The sequence below is a fragment of the Nocardia asiatica NBRC 100129 genome, assembly GCF_000308415.1.
GTDB lineage: Bacteria > Actinomycetota > Actinomycetes > Mycobacteriales > Mycobacteriaceae > Nocardia > Nocardia asiatica.
Map to the genome: position 1 here is coordinate 1 of NZ_BAFS01000166.1, position 17,961 is coordinate 17,961.

General features: G+C 65.8%; 14 protein-coding genes and 1 pseudogene. 8 read left to right on the forward strand and 7 right to left on the reverse strand.

The annotated features are described in order from the left end of the window. The first annotated feature begins 289 nt into the window (after positions 1 to 289). Both ON27_RS41275 and ON27_RS45825 read left to right on the forward strand, forming a co-directional pair. The gene (locus tag ON27_RS41275) at positions 290 to 5,854 is read left to right on the forward strand and encodes an FHA domain-containing protein (protein ID WP_083887601.1); all 5,565 of its coding nucleotides are present in this window, start codon (positions 290 to 292) and stop codon (positions 5,852 to 5,854) included. 320 nt (positions 5,855 to 6,174) lie between these two features. Next, positions 6,175 to 6,510: a LysR family transcriptional regulator gene (locus ON27_RS45825; RefSeq protein WP_051046640.1), complete on the forward strand. Its 336-nt coding sequence runs from the start codon at positions 6,175 to 6,177 to the stop codon at positions 6,508 to 6,510. Positions 6,511 to 6,837: 327 nt separating this feature from the next. Here the strand turns inward: ON27_RS45825 and ON27_RS15550 are convergent, their stop codons facing one another. The 4 genes from ON27_RS15550 to ON27_RS15570 all read right to left on the reverse strand — a co-directional run bounded on the left by ON27_RS15550 (position 6,838) and on the right by ON27_RS15570 (position 10,591). Continuing rightward, positions 6,838 to 9,252 (reverse strand): hypothetical protein, encoded by a 2,415-nt coding sequence (locus tag ON27_RS15550; RefSeq protein WP_157227206.1) that lies wholly within the window; start codon positions 9,250 to 9,252, stop codon positions 6,838 to 6,840. A gap of 96 nt (positions 9,253 to 9,348) precedes the next feature. Further along, positions 9,349 to 9,669, reverse strand: a complete 321-nt coding sequence (locus tag ON27_RS15560) for a hypothetical protein (RefSeq protein WP_043726767.1) — start codon at positions 9,667 to 9,669, stop codon at positions 9,349 to 9,351. Positions 9,670 to 9,738: 69 nt separating this feature from the next. Continuing rightward, positions 9,739 to 10,083, reverse strand: a complete 345-nt coding sequence (locus tag ON27_RS15565; RefSeq protein WP_043726769.1) for a hypothetical protein — start codon at positions 10,081 to 10,083, stop codon at positions 9,739 to 9,741. A 37-nt stretch (positions 10,084 to 10,120) separates the two neighbouring features. Then, positions 10,121 to 10,591, reverse strand: coding sequence for a hypothetical protein (locus ON27_RS15570; protein WP_245559965.1), 471 nt, complete (start codon positions 10,589 to 10,591; stop codon positions 10,121 to 10,123). A 692-nt stretch (positions 10,592 to 11,283) separates the two neighbouring features. On the opposite strand from ON27_RS15570, the gene ON27_RS15575 reads away from it, so the two are divergent. Next, on the forward strand, positions 11,284 to 11,622 hold the full coding sequence (locus ON27_RS15575; RefSeq protein WP_043726786.1) for an STAS domain-containing protein: 339 nt from the start codon (positions 11,284 to 11,286) through the stop codon (positions 11,620 to 11,622). A 48-nt stretch (positions 11,623 to 11,670) separates the two neighbouring features. On the opposite strand, the gene ON27_RS15580 is transcribed toward ON27_RS15575, so the two are convergent. After that, on the reverse strand, positions 11,671 to 12,708 hold the full coding sequence (locus ON27_RS15580) for an LLM class F420-dependent oxidoreductase (protein WP_043726771.1): 1,038 nt from the start codon (positions 12,706 to 12,708) through the stop codon (positions 11,671 to 11,673). A gap of 156 nt (positions 12,709 to 12,864) precedes the next feature. On the opposite strand from ON27_RS15580, the gene ON27_RS15585 reads away from it, so the two are divergent. After that, entirely contained in the window at positions 12,865 to 13,524 is a 660-nt protein-coding gene (locus ON27_RS15585) for a cyclodeaminase/cyclohydrolase family protein (RefSeq protein ID WP_083887602.1), read from the forward strand. 31 nt (positions 13,525 to 13,555) lie between these two features. Here the strand turns inward: ON27_RS15585 and ON27_RS15590 are convergent, their stop codons facing one another. Then, positions 13,556 to 14,458: an NADP-dependent oxidoreductase gene (locus ON27_RS15590; protein ID WP_043726774.1), complete on the reverse strand. Its 903-nt coding sequence runs from the start codon at positions 14,456 to 14,458 to the stop codon at positions 13,556 to 13,558. A gap of 65 nt (positions 14,459 to 14,523) precedes the next feature. Here ON27_RS15590 and ON27_RS15595 point away from each other — a divergent pair, with 65 nt between their 5' ends. From ON27_RS15595 to ON27_RS39900, 4 genes are all read left to right on the forward strand, one after another. Continuing rightward, a complete protein-coding gene (locus ON27_RS15595) occupies positions 14,524 to 14,958 on the forward strand; it encodes a winged helix-turn-helix transcriptional regulator (RefSeq protein WP_051046642.1) in 435 nt (144 codons plus the stop codon). Positions 14,959 to 15,134: 176 nt separating this feature from the next. Continuing rightward, positions 15,135 to 15,887 carry a L,D-transpeptidase gene (locus tag ON27_RS15600; RefSeq protein ID WP_043726776.1) on the forward strand — a complete coding sequence of 251 codons (753 nt, stop codon included), beginning with the start codon at positions 15,135 to 15,137 and terminating at the stop codon, positions 15,885 to 15,887. Between the two features lie 55 nt (positions 15,888 to 15,942). Then, positions 15,943 to 16,590: a nucleotidyltransferase domain-containing protein gene (locus tag ON27_RS15605; RefSeq protein WP_051046643.1), complete on the forward strand. Its 648-nt coding sequence runs from the start codon at positions 15,943 to 15,945 to the stop codon at positions 16,588 to 16,590. A 248-nt stretch (positions 16,591 to 16,838) separates the two neighbouring features. Then, positions 16,839 to 17,582 carry a DUF8176 domain-containing protein gene (locus ON27_RS39900; RefSeq protein WP_051046644.1) on the forward strand — a complete coding sequence of 248 codons (744 nt, stop codon included), beginning with the start codon at positions 16,839 to 16,841 and terminating at the stop codon, positions 17,580 to 17,582. Between the two features lie 117 nt (positions 17,583 to 17,699). Here ON27_RS39900 and ON27_RS15615 read toward each other — a convergent pair. Further along, positions 17,700 to 17,961 (reverse strand): annotated as a pseudogene (locus tag ON27_RS15615) (bifunctional 5,10-methylenetetrahydrofolate dehydrogenase/5,10-methenyltetrahydrofolate cyclohydrolase); the annotation flags it as partial.

The following is a 17,961-nucleotide window of genomic DNA, read 5'->3' on the forward strand; positions in this document are numbered from 1 at the left end:
ATCGGCCGGAGCGTCAACACGAGCGGCACGTGCCGGGGCGAACGCAGGCATACCCGACCTGGCTCTCACGCCGGACTCAGCGCTACCAGAACCGGTCGCCACACCAGATCAAGGCCTATCGCCCGACCCCGGCCCATCAGCCAGGGAATCCGCGCCCAGCGACCATCAGCCGCCCTGGACACATTCAGCGACGCCCGAACACGTATCCGCCACCGGTCAGACCGACCCGCCGCGAGCGATACGTCCCGAACCCTGGGTCGGCGACGGTTCCACGGACCGGCCGGTCGGCATGACGCCGGAGATGATGGCTGAAGGCGATCAGATCTTCCGCGACCTGTTCGACAACGCGCACGGATCCGAGCGCGAAGTCTTGGTCGCGTTCATGAGAGGCGATGCCCCTGGGCAACCGCCGGACGGAAACGGCGGACTGCGATCGCCCGTGATCGCGTCGGACCATCCACCGGGCGGGCCGACGCCCTCCCCGGCACAGCCATCCCCTGGACGCGGCGGCGCATGGCCCGCCTGGGGCAACACCTCGATCGCACGCGGCTCGGCCACCGTACTCGCACCTGCCGAAAGCGGATCCGTCGCCGTGGCCGCACCTATCGAAAGCGGTTCGGTCACAACAGCATCCCGATTCAGTCATGCGCACGCGCAGCAGCATCAAGGAGGCGTCGGCGCGATCACCGAGAGGACCGGCATGCAACCGGACAGCCCCGCGCTCGACAGCGAAATCGGCACAGACGGCAGCAGTGCTCATACCGATTCTTTCCGTATCGAATACGGATTCGACGGAGAGATGTACTTGGTGGCGGAGGAGACAGCTGGTCACGCGGACATCACCACACCTCGGCCACTCCACGAAACACCGGACGAGGGGTCAACCACGGTCGACGACCGAGCTGTCGGCAATCTCGATTTCGACGCCGAGTTCGCGAAGTTGGAAGCGCAACTCGCCGGATCCCCGTATCCGGCGAGTGGGGATGCCGCAGTTCCTTCGGTGCGGACGTCCGACACCACGCCCGCGCCTCTCACCGCGACCGAAGACCTTGGCTCGCACACGAATACCGAACCACGCTCGAACTCCGCCGCCACGACCGATACTCAGAACGTTCCTCAGATTGACGGCGCAGAAGTCAGCGGGCCGAATCCGAAGGCAGATTCCCCGGTGCCCGGCGTTGCCGAGCCGAGAAACCAAACCATGTCGATGAACGCCCCGACAGCCGCATCCGAGACGATGCGACCGACGCCGTTCGCCGGCAAGCCGCACATGACCAGCGGGACGCACCTCGGCTCACCCACGCAGCCCACCGAACCCGCATCGCCCCAACTGACCCACAGCAGCACCCGAGATACGACGCCGCCGGCCCCCTCCGTGTTGCCGTCCACAAGCGCGGTGACCGATGCCGACCGCTCCCGGGAGCCGGATGCGACCGATCCGGTGGGCCGGATGAACCCACCGCGGCTTGCCGGCGACGACCTTCCGCCCGAGCCGCCGGAATTCGTTCCCCCACAGGCGCCCTACTTCCCGAACGTCGTCCCCAGCTACGTACCGGACCCTACGACGCCCGTCGTGCCCGAGTACCCGATGCAGACACCAGAGGAATATGAGGTCCCGCAGACCGACTACATGCCGATACCCGGCCGAAGTATGCCGGAGCCCGACGTCCCGCCGAATGTTGTGCCGGTGGTCCCGCACCTGCCGTCCGACGTGCCGACAGACCTACCGGCCATGCCTCCGCGCGACCACCCGGCGGTGCCGATTCCCGATCCTTCACAGAACGACTCGAACACGGGGGTAAACCCCGACGCCCCGCCGGCCCGGGAACTCACCCTTCCCATACGCCACCAAGCAGCGCCGGGCACCCACCTCCCCGCCACGGCCCCGGCAACCCCGGACAACCCCGTCCTGCCCACCCGATACGCCACACCCCCGGACTCGAACACCCCAGGCGCACCGGAAAACCCGTCGAGCGCTCCCGGCCCACACCCCGACGACCTCGCCTACATCTTCGATCACAGCGGCCTCCCTCAGCACAGCCGACCTTCACCTTGGGCGCTCCCACCGCGCCCTGCGGATCCTGTGGAGTCGAACCGTCCTGTCCCCCGCGCCCAGGCCTCGCTAGGCGACCAACCCGATGGGTCCGGCCGACGCGAAACTCGCAAACTGCCATCGCACGCGCAAAACGAGGCGAAGTCGCCGCAGCAGAATTCGCCTTCGCCCACCACGGGCGATGATTCACCCAGTCCCACACCGACACCGACACCGACACCGACACCATGGAGCCACCGGCAGACACCGCCGCTGAGCGTAGAAGCATCGAGCCCTCATACTTCCCCACGGAATCCGGCTGGGAAAAATGCGGCGTTCAGCAACGAACTCGACACCTCATCAGCGTCCACAGAGAATAGACCGCGAGAGCCGAAACCGACTCCATGGCACACGAGCGCACCGCCTGAGCACCACAGAAGCCCTACTCCGGCGAGCGCGACACAGTCTGTCGAGTCCCATGACACGACAGCCTTCGCCCCAGTCTCCGCGCCACTTCGGGTCGGTGACCAGTCATCCTTGCAGCTGCGGCTTTCCGACGACGAGAACATACCGCCTCACGATCTCCGAGTGGGCGAGCAAGTCGCGATCGCAGGCGGGCAGGTCATCATCCACCGGACCCGAGACGGACTTCTCCTGCGCGACCTGGGTTCCTCGACAGGAACATGGGTCAATCACACCAAGGTCGGCGACCGTCCCGTGCATCTCCACCCAGGGGACCAAATTCGCTCCGGGCCATTCGTGGGCTCCGCACAATTCTCGGACGATTCCCACGACAGCACCCCACGCTCGACCGAAGTAAGGCTCAACGGCCCCGGCGGTGCACGATCTCTCGCTCTGGTACGCGGCGGAGATCCGGCGCTACTCGGACCGAGTGGTGCGACGCTCCCGACCGATCGATCCCTCATCGACCCGAAGACGTTCGGCGACTATCTCGCCCTCGGCGCCTACCCTTCGGGTCGCGTTTGGGTGCGTGGCCATGGAAAGAAGAAGTTATACGTCAACGACAACGTTATCGAGTCGGGCACACAGTTCACTTTGCAGCCAGGCGATCACGTACAGATAGAGAATGCCGGCTATTACTTCACGGTCGGCTTCCGCCCGCCCGAGGGCGGCCCCTTCCTCGACATCATCGATGCCACTTCGGAAAGCCGATCAGTGCAGCAGGATATCTCTTGGATGCCGCGGCACATACTCGAGCGGGTGTTCGATGACATGAGCCTCGGCGACGACAGCGCCATCGTCATCGGCAGGACACCGTTATCACGACTGCCCGGCATGGAGCACTTGGTCGGCGAAAATCCCGAAGGCCCTGGCGAGCGCCGATGGGAGGAAGTTCCCGGCGCATATTTGTTCTTGGAACGGCAGCTGTATGTCGACTCCGGAGCGGCGGCGCGCTTCAACTCTCCATCCCTCGTACTGCACGAGTTCGGGCATGCCGTCGACTGGGCATACGGTATCGAAGGATCACCACTCAGTGGCCTGCCGGAGTGGCGTTCGCTACACGAGAAGTGGCTCGATTCGATCGGGGAAGACGCCGACTGGGACCACTACTTCGATGCGCCGGAGGAGGCTTTCGCGCAAGCCTTCGCGGAGTGGGTCATGGACCCTCGAGGGCTTCACCGATTCGTCTCGAGCGATGAAATTGCCCACGAGATACGAATGTATTTCAACCGGCTTTTCCAGGCAGCTCCCGCCGGCAACGACCCGACGCTTCCGCCGGCGACGAGTGCGCGGGAGACCCAGGACCTGCGGCTGGGGCCCGTCCGCCAGGCATCCTCATCCGAGCCGGGCAGAGAACCCGCGGCACGGGATGCGCGCTCCGAAAACGAGATCGATGAACGCGCAGCCCTCGGCCTTCCACAGCTTCGCCCACGCCGACAGCCGCTCGGCCACCGCCGTGGAATCCAAGGTCCGGACCCCTTCCTGGGCTTCCACCACGACCCTGACAACGGTCAAGAATGGGGGAAACCAACTCCCGATGAGTCCGCAGGCGCCGATCCACCCCCAAGCACGGACCGAACTGCTACACCGGTGAACAGATCCGAGAACGGCGACAGTGTTCTCGTGGATCCGCCCTCTTTCGTCAGTGGCGTCCTCGGCGCGGCAGAGCACGACGCGGCGGAAATAGAGGCGGAAATGCTGCTGCCGCATCCCGAGATCGATCCCGACGACCTGCACGGCAAGAACGCCGCCCAGATCGAGCAGTGGCTTCGAGATCTGGACTCACGGCAGCAGAATCGCTTCGACGCCGTACTGCGCAGGGGTGTCTTCGATGCGGTGGCGCGCTACGTCTTGGCCGACGAAGGATCCGGGCGTGGGATCCGTGAAATCATCAGGCGTGCGCGCGAGCTGCCACCTTTCGTCCAAGCCGCCCGCCGGTACGAGAACGAGGTCAGGACCGCGATGGCGGTGCTGGCCGGACCTGAGGTGGTCCGGGCCCTGGGAGCCGGCCCGGTACCCGGCAACGAGCAGATCGAGTGGATCGGGTTGGTCCCGAACGAACGCGTCGTGGTCGCCTCGCCTCTGCGCGGTCAACAGCGCCTGCTGGACGAGGTGCGACCGGGTCTACGGGATTGGGCGGCCCGAGAAGGATTGCAGATCGAGTACTGGCATGTGCGGATCGGCGAGAACGGACGTTTGACTGCCGAGCCCACCACTGGCGAATGCGCCGAACCGGAGACGCAGATCCGTTTCTACACCAACGACGACGATATCGCGTGGATGCGCGACCTCGCCGACCAACGTTCCTTCGCCGAGAAAGCCGAAGAGGCCATCGCTTCAGGCGAACGCGAACGTCAGGTCCTCAAAGGCGATGCCACCGATCCGACAATGTCCGAGCAAGTCGTTCTGGTCACCTACAACAACGGTTACCGGGTGATCGAGAAGACAGTGCGCAGCGCCGAGCATGGCGACGCCGAGGAACTGGCGGCACTGACCTACCGAGCCGTCGGAGCGTGGGCAGCCGCGGTACTGCGGCGCACCGAGTTCGTCCTTCTCATGGAGTACGTCCCCGGCACGGGCGCGGACGAGGCACATCCCTCCTACCCCGGCGATGCTTGGGAATATGTATTTCGCACCCCGGGCGCGAAACGGCTGGGATTGGGCGACAAACTGGTTCGGCCATGGGACCGTCATGAGCACGGAAGTGGCAACTGGCGGCTCATGCACCATTTCAAAGCAGTCGGCATCGACCACAGCAATGCATTCGGTCAACCACACGTGTTCGAAGGGTTCGCCAAACATTTCAAGGCCATACACCGAGGCGAAAAGCACGATTACCCGCGTGCGAAGCTCATGGAAATCCGGCAACGGATACTCGGCTTGGAACCAGAATACACACGTCTGAACAGAACATCTTGGTTCGAGGAAGTCCTCGCCGTATTCGCCATGATCGAGCAACACGCAGCGGACGAACTGGAACCGATGAGCACGGACCTTGCCGAAACCCTCGACATCCTCGAACGGCTGCGCAACAGCTCGGGGAGGGGGCTGGTGCCATACCAGCCGAACCCTCGAACTTTCCAGGAGTGGCGCGCGGACATCGCCGCGCTGCGACGAAGCGCATCAGGACATATCTACGTGCTGAGACGGCTCGACATACTGGAGGGTCTGGTGAATTTGCATCTGCATGCGCAGTTGAAGCAGGTAAGCGCCGATCAGCTCGACGGCACGTCACCGGAAAGCGTCGAAAAGTATCTGAGCGACCTCTCACAGTGGCGAGCCCTGCTGGAGGAGCGATGGCTCGGAAGCACTTTCAGAGGGCGTCTTCGGCGTTTCGGGAAGTACCTCGGAGGAGAATGAGCACGACATGCGGATGCGATCTCGGCGATCCTGCGCCGGCGATGGTCAGGTCAGGATCTACCACCCACATGGAACGCGACTCGTGGCCGTCAACCTCTATGAGACGGCCCGCAACACGGTGACTTCCGAGTCCGAGCAGATAGTTGCAGTTCATGCGAACCACTTCGATAAGTTGACGCCCGCCGTGCGGGCAGTCCCCCTGTTTAGGTAGCGCATGCGTACGCGTTCGGTAGGTCACCGATGCGGACTTGTTGTGACTGGCGCATTTTAGGATGCGGCAAGCAGGTTCGCGCTGCTGACTCAGTTGATGGGAGGAAGATGTGGAGATCGAGTCGCTTCGCTGGGTCGTCACCCTGGCCGAGGAGTTGCATTTCGGCCGCGCTTCACAACTACATTACGTTTCGGCCGGGCACTTCGGTCGACAGATCCAGCGTCTCGAACGTCAACTGGGCGTTCGGCTCTTCGAGCGCACCAGCCGAAGAGTCGCGTTGACCCCGGCCGGGCACCGTGTCGTCGCACACGCACGAAAAGTCCTGGCCACGCTCGAGGAGTTACGGAACAGCGCTGACCCGACACAGTCGGCCGCGTCCGATGTCCCGGCACCGAACGAAGCGTTGCACCCGGAGTCGAACCCGAGCCTGCGGTCTGTAGGCTGATTCGGGAGTTCCCGCGCATCACCACAAAGCACTGTGGGACCGAAGCCGTAACTTGGACCGACGAGCGAACGTCGCGACCGGCAAGCGGTAGTCTCCGACAAGTCGTCGCGGTACCCGATACACTCTTCGCCGGAAGTGACAATTGCGACTCCCGCAACGCCCACCAGCGGGTCACACTTCCCCGACCCAGCCGAGGAACAGCATCATCCGCTTTCCGGCCACCGACTGAATCCGAGATGCGCGGCGCGGCGGTTGCCGATCGAAGCACACCTATGGAACGCCCGGTAGCGACAGAGCAGGTCACCACCGGGCGTTTGCCTCAGCCGCTCAGACATGCGGCAGGCTGACCGACGGCGGACCGCCGGGCTGCACTACGCTCACCCTCGGCGGAGGTGGTGCTGCCGCAGTTCCGGCATCGGCGGTATCGGGATTGACGTTCAGACCTGTCGGGTGAAAGTAGCCGGTGAAACTGCCGTACTTTTCGGTCAACGGTGGGTTATTGGGCTCCAAGAGAATGAGCTGACCGTTGTCCAAGATATTGAGGCCGTTCTCGTTCTTCACGATCAGCGCACTGTGCTTCTCCCACTGCACGATATCGCCGGTCGCCAACTGGGCGACATCGTTCACCGTCGCCCACGGTTGGTTCGCTGTCGGCTCCCCAGCGGTTCCCGCGTATGCGGCCACCGCATCGATGGCAGTGTTCTGCGTCTGCCGCTGCAATGCTTCCGCCACCGGCGGGGACACCTGAACGGTTGAATTGCCGATCTGGTAGTCCACCATTCCACTTGGAGCATTGACCGGCGGCGCAGAGCCCGTGTACGTCGGCGCGGTTGCGCCCGGAGGAGCCGGCTGCGCACCGGGATTGGTAGCGGGGGCAACGGAGGCGGCGCGGTCACGGTCGCGGTCACGCTGGCGCTCTTCACGCGCATCTCGGTCTTCGTGGGCTCTGTCATCGCCGGGGACGCGGTTACCTTGATTCGCCATCTGCGCCATGGCGGCCATCGCCATCATCTGGCTCATATCGATGCCGCTCCCATTTGCGGCGGGCGTGTTGGCGGCCGTCTGTCCGGTGGTCGTACCGGTCGCCGAGCCTGTTTCGGCGCCGCTCCGCTGCACTGCCGGCACCACAGCGCCGAAGTCCGGACGCGAGGACGTCTCACCGCTGCCCGCGCTCACCGTGGACGGGGTGTCATCACCAGACGGGATGATGCCCGGATCGCCGACCAGATCGTCGAACGTGGAGCTCAGATCCTCGTTCTGAGGTTCCGCTTGTCGCGTGGAAGTGTCCTGAACCGGAGGCGGAGCACCGTTGAACGGTGCAGCCGGGTTGCCGGTTACATAAGGGGCGCCGCTGATTCCATTGTTGCCTTTGTTACCATTGCCGGCACCACTGTTGCCACTATTTCCGTTGTTGGCACCATTGTCTCCATTGTTGGCATCATTGCCGCTGGTGTTACCGTTACCGGCACCGTTGTTGCCATTGCCGGCACCGTTGTTGCCATTATTTCCGTCACTCTTCGGACTCTGATATCCCGGGAAATCACCGAATTCTTTCGCAAGCCCCGCAGCCCGATTGGTATAGTCGGCGACCTCCTTGGCGCAGCTGTCGACAGTATCTCTGATGATTTCGTAGACGTGCTTCTCCTCGGACATGTCCTGGATGCCGAAATCAGTGTAGAGTTCAGTGGGCGGCTGGCCTGACATTGCCGATAGCGTACCCGTTTTCAGATGAGCCCAGATCTTTTCGTGAGCGTCCTGTACCGTATCGTACATACGCTTGTAAGTTTGAGCGTTATCGAGAGTCAAGGCCTGGTCGGCTACCTTGAACTTCTCGTCCATGGCACGCCACCGCCCCGCCAAATCGGTGAGCATGGACTCGGTCGACTTGTATGCGTCCACCGACTCGCCCGTCTCTCCAGGCTTGGGCACCGACCCGAGGAAAACGCTGTTTATGACATTTTCGTGCAGGCGCAGATTGTCGTCCCAAGGGTTCGTGTCCTTGCCTTTGTCCGGCGACTGCAAGGCGTCGGGCTTCTTCTTCTGGCCCATCTGGAACGCTAGATAGTTGAGCTGGGAGTTCGCCGTAGCGATGGCCGACTTCAGCAGCGGAGACGCGGTGCCTGGGGGGACCCTGATCTCCAGCCGGTAGTCCGCGAGTTTATCGCCTTCTTTCGGATCGCGATCCAGTCCTTGTACATACCTTTTATGGGCTGCCGCCTCCCTTCGATCGGCAGCAGCCTTGGCATATACGAAATCGTTGGCCCAGAGAACGTTCGGGCTTTGAAGAGTGAGGTTGTCGCCGTTCCAATCGTCGGGCAATCTGTCCTTGACCAAGAGGAGTTGGCCGTCGTTCGTGAGAACGTACTGTGCCGGCACATGATCCGCGTCGTCGTCATAGTCTTCCCACTCGCCTTCTTCGGCAGCGCCTCTGATGCCCTCGTGCTCGGCACTGGCGCCCCAAAGCTCTTTGTCGCGGCGATCACGAAGTTCCAGCCTGTTGTCGTCGCCGTCTTTTTCCGTGTCGAAAACTATCGCCACGGCTTCGCGCCCGTCCTTCCCAGGTTGCTCCCAAACCGGGGCACCTGGGCTGGCATCATGCTTGATGACCAACTTACCGTTTTCGAGCCCCATACGGTACTCACCATTCGGCGAGATCAGCCACTGACCCGCCTGGAGCGTTTGATTGGGAGCGATGCGCAACACCTCACCCGGCTGGAGCGGTCTGGCGGAGTACTCACCCATCAGCACGCCTCCCGATCACACGCATGACGGCAAATTGTGCCCACGCTGGTAACAGCCATACCGATCCTCCTACCCGGATACGTGGCCGCCTGGGCTTCATGCCTCCGGCGACACCCACCGAACCGACACGCTGCCCTCCACATCCGCGTCCTCGATGACACTCGCGGTCGAATGCGAGGTGTCGCCTATGCTTTGACGGCCGTCGGCTACCGAGGTCCACCCGGCCTCACGGGCACCGAGATACGGCTTCACCAACCCTTCCAAAAATGCGTTGGCCGCGTATCCTTTACTCGAAAAGAAGTCGGCAACGTAAGCCGGATCGCTTTTCGCCTGCTCACGAAAGACCGGGGCCACACCGTGATTGGCGTCGCGCAGACTGCGCCAGTGCTCCGGATCCTGATTCAACTCGGTAGTCATATCGCCACACTCTCTCCTTTTGAGCCGACTGCCTGTTGCCGAGAATGCCCACCGCGGGGAACAGTGGAATCAGAAGGCGTCACCGAACTCAACCTTCTCCATGCGGCGGTATTCGGCCTCGGTGGGGAGCCTGAGCGATTCTGCGACGTGCGGCAAGGCGCCATCGTGCAGCAACTCCGCTCGCCGACCAACCTGAGACTTCACGCGAGCGAGTTTGGCGACCCGAAGAATCTCGACGGCAAGCCAGCTGTCCGCTTGCTCCCATACGTCGCCGATGTGCAGCCCGACGATCAGGCCGCTGCGGTCGCATGCTACGCCGACCGAATGGTCGGGGTTGAACACCTCGTAGATCGTATTCCGCCGATCCGGTTCGGATTCGGCATCGCCGACCTCCGAGACCTCCGAATCCGCCATGACCTTCCTCCTGGTTGCTGCCGGCCGGACCGACGAGTCAAGGCTGCGGCCACGGCACAATGGGCCAGGCCGTTTCTTGAACGGCGAGTTCGTGTTGCCGCGCGGCGTCGATGGTGCTGTCACGAATCGCTGCCATGATTTCGACCGTCAATTCTTGACTGCTCGCGAAACTCGCGATCGTTCCGTCGGCGATGTACAGATCGGTGAGACGTCCGACACCGTCCACTTCCGGTATCACTCGCGAACTCGGCGATGGACGCCGGGCGCGAATTCGGTCGATCCGTTCCAGCATGTCGTCGATGGTGTGGACGAGCGCCCGGCTGGATTCCAGCGCCGATATCGTGTATGGGTGCATCATGCCAGATCGGCTTTCCGCCGCCTCCGCGGCAAGCAATGAACTGTTGCGCCGAGGCCGAAGCAGCGTGCTGACAACGCCATCAGCTGTGTCGGAACGTAGAGAGATACCGGACCCGCAGTCGTTTGGATGTTCGATTTTCTCGCATATCACCTTCCATCTACTACACTCCTGCGCCGCCAACGCCCTCACACGCTCACGCGCACGCCCACGACTCCGACCGCGTGAACCGTCCTGCAACCCTCGCGTCGAGCAACTCCACCTTCGCGACAGCTCACTCATACCGGCGCCAGCCGCTACCGGCGCGACGCCGTTGCACGACCCGGAGCTGAGCCGTGCAAACGGCCGACCAGCGCCTTGTGGTCCGTGCAGGGAGGCGGCCGAGAACAATCCCGGTGTGCGGCGGACATGCTTGCGATAGCAACGATTCCGGGTGCACTGCCGCCGATCAATGAACAGATCTGCTATTGACCGGCCACAGCGGATCTGCTGAGCACTCGGCGTCGTATTCGATGACGGCGGCGCGGCACCATGTGGGCACGCGGCGCGTCCCTACGCCGGACACACCGACCGTGGCTCCAGTTACGGCTCGGCCGCCTTCACCTACGTCTGCCGTCGCCGAGTGAGCCGGCCGAAGCGGTCCCCGTGCTCATCGCTGAAGCTCACCCGCTAACGCGGCGACATCCGCGATTGCTGCCGCTGTAGCCGCCGCCTCGGCGAGCCGGTCCGGCCGAACGAGGTAGGGTGAGTGCTATGAACACTCAAAGGTTGCGAATCCGCCGCTATTTGTGTGTTGTGGTGTTGTGACCAACACTTCCGGAGACGCGTATCCCCTCGCGGACACGATGACCACCACGGTCGCGGCGCAGGACGGCGCGACGGTGCTGACGGTGGCCGGCGAGGTCGATCTGGCGACTGCCCCGGCGCTGGAGAACGCGATCGATGCCATTCTCAGCGGCAAACCCGCGGCTTTGATCATCGACCTCACCGCGGTCAGCTTCCTCGCCTCGGCGGGCATGGCGACGCTCGTGGCAGCCCACCAGCGCGCGGGCGCGACCACCGCGATCGCGGTCGTCGCCGAGGGCCCGGCGACCAGCCGCCAGCTCAAGATGACCAGCCTGGATCAGGTGTTCGCGCTGCATTCGACGCTGGAGGCCGCGTTGGCGGCGCTGCGCCAGAGATGACCCGAGCCGCTGCCGCCGTCGCATCGGCCGACGGCGGCAGCGGCATTCTCACACCAGTTCGCGCAACTGCTCGACGAGCTTGACGCGCTCGGCGGCGGTCGCCGCCATCGGGACCACGTTCAACACCGTGACGCCCGCCTCCTTGAAAGCCGCGACCCGTTCCCTGACGTAGCCGGCCGGACCGACCAGGGAGATGTCCCGGACCAGCTGGTCCGGGACCGCCTTGGCCGCGGCCTCCTTCTCACCCGCCAGGTACAGCTCCTGGATGCGGTCCGCCTCGGCGCCGTAGCCGTACTTCGTCGCGAGGGTGTGGTAGAAGTTCTTGCTCTTGGCGCCCATGCCGCCGATGTAGAGCGCCAGATGCGGCTTCACGAACTCCAGCAGCGGCTCGACGTTGTCGCCGATGGCCAGCGCCGGACCCGCGTAGACGTCCAGGTCCCCCAGGGCGGCGTCGCGCTTGGCCAGGCCCGCGGCCAACGAGTCGCCCCACACCTGCCGCGCCTTCTCCGGCAGGAAGAAGATCGGCTGCCAGCCCTCGGCGATCTCGGCGGCCAGTTCCACGTTCTTCGGGCCGAGCGCGGCCAGCAGCACCGGGACGCGCTCGCGCACCGGGTGGTTGATCAGCTTCAGCGGCTTGCCGAGGCCGGTGCCCTGCCCGGCGGGCAGCGGGATCTGGTAGTGCTTGCCCTGGTATTCCAGGCGTTCGCGCCGCCAGACCTTCCGGCAGATCTCCACCAGTTCCCGGGTGCGGCCGATCGGCGCGTCGTAGGGCACGCCGTGGAAGCCCTCGACCACCTGCGGGCCCGAGGCGCCGAGCCCGAGCAGGAAACGCCCGTCGGAGACGAAGTCCAGGCCCGCCGCGGTCATCGCGGTCAGGCTGGGGGTACGGGTGTAGATCTGCAGGATGCCCGAGGCCAGCTGCAAGTGGGTGGTCTTGGCGGCCAGGTAGCCGAGCGCGCTCACGGCGTCGAACGAGTACGCCTCGGGCACGAACACGACATCCAGGCCCGCCCGCTCGAGGTCGGCGACTTCGGCCGCCGCCTCTTTGAAGCCCCCCGAGTAGTTGATGCTCAATCCGATCCGCATGGCACTCAACATAACGGCGGGTAGGGTCCGGCCGCGCACCGGCCACGGGCGAACGCGGGGCAAGGCGTGGTCCCGGCCGAGCGATCGGCGCCACGGGGTAGCGTTTCCCTGGTAGTCCGGTCCGGTCCTCGCCGTAGAACGAAAGGCAACATCCTCGTGTCGCAGACCAGCACGTCGTCCACGGAAACTGCGCCGTCCTTCGGTGAGGTCGCCCTCGCGCAGTACCTGAGCGATCTGGCCGCCAAGATCCCCGCACCGGGCGGTGGCGCGGTGGCCGCCTTGCACGCCGCGCAGGGCGCCGCGCTGGTGGCGATGGTCGCGCGCTACACCACGCGCGCCAAGGACGCCGAGAACCGCCCCGTGGTCGATCGGATCATCGAGGCCGCCGACGAGGCCCGCGGGCGCGCGCTCGCGCTGGCCGACGCCGACGCCGCCGCGTTCACGGCCGTCGGCGCGGCCTACAAGCTGCCGAAGGACACACCGGAGCAGCTCGCCGCGCGCACCGCCGCGATCGAGGCCGCGCTGATCGAGGCCGCCCGCGTGCCCGCCGCGGTGGTCGACGAAGCCGACGAGGTGTTGTCGCTGGCCACGGAGCTGTTCCCGATCGGGAACCCGAACGTCGTCACCGACATAGGCGCGGCCGCCGCGGCGTGCCGCTCCGCCGCCACCACCTCACAGCTGAATATCGAGATCAACGTGGCGTCGCTGCCCGCCGCCGAGGGCGACCGTTTCGCCCCGGTCCTGATGCGGATCGACGAGCTCACCGCGCGGGCCGACGCCCTGCACGCCGACGTCGTGCACGCGGTTCGCGGATAACCGCGCCGCGCCTACGGTCGACTCGGGATGTTCAGTCAGGCGGGTTCCACGCGACCAGGACGATCTTGCCGCGCACTCGCCCGGCTTCGCTGAGCCGGTGCGCCTGCGCCGCTTCCGAGAGCGGGAGTACCCGGTCGATCGTCACCTGTAGGAACCCGCGCTCGACCATCGTGGTGATCTCTCGCAGGGACGCTCCGGCGGGTTCGACATAGAAACGCTCGTAGCGCGGGTCGGCTTCGGCGTCCGAGCCCTGGGTGTCGATCAGCCTCCCGTTCGCACGGAGCACTCGGAGCGAGCGGGATCCGTACTCGCCGCCGACCAGGTCCAGCACGATGTCGACATCGCGCGCCGCGGACTCGAAACCCACCGCCGTGTAGTCGATCACTTCGTCCGCGCCGAGCCCGCGGAGGTATTCGTGGTTGGCCGCACGCGCGGTGCCGATCACGAACGCCCCGCGATGCTTCGCCATCTGCACCGCCAGATGGCCGACGCCGCCCGCGGCCGCGTGCACCAGCACTCGCTGCCCGGCGCCGAGCGCGGCCAGCGCCTGCCACGCGGTCGACGCCGCGGTCGGTAGTGCGGCGGCCTGGACGAGGTCGATGTTCGCCGGCTTCGACGCCAGTGTGTGCGCCTGCGCCACCACGTACTCCGCGTTGGCTCCGCCGAACACCATGCCGTACACCGGATCTCCGACCGCGAACCGATGCACGCCGGGGCCGAGTTCGTCGACGACACCTGACACGTCGAATCCCAGGGTCAGTGGTGGATCGACGGCCATCCCGATCAGTCCGGCGCGCACTTTCCAGTCGGCCGGGTTCACGCTGGTCGCGGCGACTCGCACCAGCACCTCCCCTGGGCCGGGCCGCGGTCGATCGACCTCGGCCGGTTCGAGCACTTCCGGGCCACCGAATGTGTATTGCCTGATTGCGAGCATGTACCGAGTCTGCGGGTGCTGGTACCTTTTCGGTAGAAGGCACCTTTCTGATATCGAGGTACCCGATGGATACTGTCTGCGACCGGCCGGACGCTGCCGGTCTGGTCGAGAACTACCTGCACCACTGCCCTGCGCGGGAGGTTCTGGCCGTCCTCGCCGACAAGTGGGTGATGCTCGTCCTGAGCGTCCTGCGTGCCCAGGACGGGCCGATCCGCTTCAACGAGTTGCGCCGCCGCCTGGACGGCATCACCCAGAAGATGCTCACCCGAACGCTGCGCAACCTGGAGCGCGAAGGCTTGGTGCGCCGCGCGGTCTACCCCACGGTGCCCCCGCGAGTGGAGTATTCGCTTACCGAACTCGGCACGAGCATCGGCGCGATCAGTCACGCCATGGGCGTGTGGGCCGTCGAGCATCAGGATCGAATCCTCTCCGCGCGAGCGGAATTCGACGCGCGAGCGGCGACCGAACCGGAACCGCTGGCGGCGGGCCCCTCCCGCTGACGGATCTCGCACGCCGTGGCGCGGCCTGTTTCGACCGTGCCCGACGGGGTAAGCGGTCTGTGGTGGGCGTGCCCCGGTCACAACCGGACCACGGACCAGTTCTATCCGTGGCCGAGTTGATCACGCGGCCCTAGAATGTTCCTTGCCCACCACACCATCTCGAAGGGGTGGACGCCATGAGGAGCGCCATTCGATACCTGTTCCTCGCGACCGTGATCGTGGCACTGGCCGCGTTCGGATCGGGCGCGGCGGCAGCGACGATGATCGGAAAGCCGTCGACGCCCACGGTGGCGGCGATCGGACCCTCGAGCGGCCAGGTGGTGGGCGTGGCTCATCCCGTGACCATTCGTTTCGCCGCACCTGTCGCGAATCGCGCGCAGACGGAACAATCCATCGATATCAGAACCACCCGGCCGCTGCCGGGCACTTTCGCGTGGACCGACGATCGCGAGGTGGTGTGGACGCCGACCGGGTTCCTGCCCGCAGACGCCACCATCCTCGTTTCGGTCGGCGGCACGCGCACGGAATTCCGCACCAACGCAGGTGTTTTCGGCGACGCCGACATGTCGGCGCATACGTTCACGGTCACCATCGGCGGCACGGTCGTCCGGACGATGCCCGCCTCCATGGGCAAACCGGGATACGAGACGCCCACCGGCACCTGGCCGGTGCTGGAGAAGTTCCGCCGGATCGTGTTCGACTCCCGCACCATCGGCATTCCGCTGAGCTCGCCGGAGGGCTACGTCATCAACGGTGAGTTCGCCGAACGCCTCACCTGGGGTGGGGTTTTCATCCACTCGGCCCCGTGGTCGGTCGAACAGCAAGGGTATGCGAACGTCAGCCACGGCTGCCTCAACCTCTCCCCCGCTGACGCCGAGTGGGTCTATCACACCCTCGACATCGGCGACCCGGTCGTCACGCACTGGTGAGCGGCGCCCTCCTCCGGGTAGCGTCTGAAGACACACCCGACGGGAGGGCCACTGCGTGCGCGAGTTTCCGATTCCACCGCCGCGTGACGCGGAAGAGGCGGCGTTCCAAGATCTTTGGGGGCCTTGGGCACGGGTCACGCCCGCCGATGTCGGCGAGGTCCTCGGCGACATCGGCGCCCCGTGGTGGGTAGCGGGCGGCTGGGCGATCGACGCCTTCACCGGAACCCGGCGCGAGCACAGTGACGTCGACGTCGCGATGTTCCGCGCCGATCTGCCCGCCCTGCGCACCGCGGCACGAGGCCGTCTGCACATCTGGTCGGCGGGTCCCGACGGCATCCGCCCTGTCGACGACCGCTACCCCGACGTGGCCGACAATGCCGACCAGGTCTGGCTGCGAGCCGGCGCCCGGTCGCCGTGGCTGATCGACCTCCTGCTCAATCCCGGACAGGACGGGGCCTGGGTCAACCGGCGCGACCCCGCCATGGTCGCCCCGCTGGACGAGGTGACCTGGATCGCCGCCGACAGGGTCCGGTACCTGCGCCCCGAACTGGTGCTGATCTACAAGGTCAAGCAATCCAGACCGAAGGACCGCGAGGACCTCGAGCGGACCTGGCCGAAATTGGACGACGCCCAGCGCACGACGGTCCGGACGTACATGTCCACCCACTACCCGCAGCACGAATGGCTCACCCTGTTGCGGTGATCTCGCGCTCGGAACTCATCCACCCCAGGTGGGCGGACGCGCGCTCGTGCGAGACGACGCCGTGTCGCGTGACACCGGCGAGCAGGAGGCGCGGTGACGGCGCCCGTGTGCGTGATCGACGCACCGGGCAGAATCATGCGCGGAGGGCGACGGCTCAATTGTGAACCCCGCGAGGCGTTCCCGCATCGTGGCGATGCGGATAACCTGGCGGGGACCTGATGAAGGGCGGGGCAATGGATCGACCGGAGATGAGCGCACGACCCGGCTACGACCGCGGCAATCCGTACGGCGCCGGCGGGCCGGGACAAGCGCCCGCGAGCGACGAGGACTATCGCGGCGAGTGGGCCGCGTGGGTGGATCAACCGGCCGCCGCTGCGCAGCCGCCGGGCCCCGCGCCGGCACCCGAGCCCGATCCGGACCGGTACGAAGATCATTTCTCGGGATTGATCGACCGCTCTCCCGCGCCCCGCGCGAGACGGCGGTTGGCGGTGCCCCTGCTCGGCACGCTCGGTCTCGCCGCGCTGGCCTTCGCCGCCTATCTGCAGTTCGGGACCGGAGGCTCCGACCCGCAGGCCGTCGCGCCCGCGCCGTCCGCGCCTGCCACCGCCACGGCGCCGGTCGCACAGTGTCCCGCCGAGCGGGTCGGCAACCGGATCCAAGGCAACGGCGCGGGCGGATTCGATTCGGGGCCCGCGGTGATCTTCGCCTTCCAGCACGCGTATTACGTGACCAGGTCGGGCGAGCAGGTGCGCTCCACCACCACCGCCGACGCCGCCGTCCAGACGGCCGACGCCATCCAACGCGGCATCGACAGTATCCCGGCGGGCACCACCCACTGTGTCGCGATCACGCCGGGAGCGTTCGCGGGCCAATACATCGTGGTGATCACCGAGCATCGCCCCGGGCAGCAACCGGTCACCTACAACCCACAGCTCGTCACCACCGCCAAAGACGGCGACCGCACCCTCATCAGCGCCATCACGCGCGCGTGATCGCCTCTTCGCACACCCGTCGCATTCGCGTGCCGTCCTCGTCCCGGTCGACCGGATCACCGCGGCGCTGGAGTTGCCCGACCAGACGCGGGCCCGCCGGGCGCGAAGAGCGCTTGCTCAGCGGGATTCGGCCGCGATCACGACGTGGCGCATGAGCAAGGCCGTGGTGACCGGGCCCACGCCGCCGGGAACGGGGCTGAGTCCGGCGGCCTTGCCGCGCACCGAATCCGCGTCCACGTCGCCGACGATCTTGCCGTCGGGAGCCTCGTTGGTCCCGACGTCGATGACCACCGCGCCCTCGCGGACGTGCTTGCCCGAGATCAGGCCGATGCGGCCCGCCGCGGCGACGACCACGTCGGCGGCGGCGGTCACGGCGGCC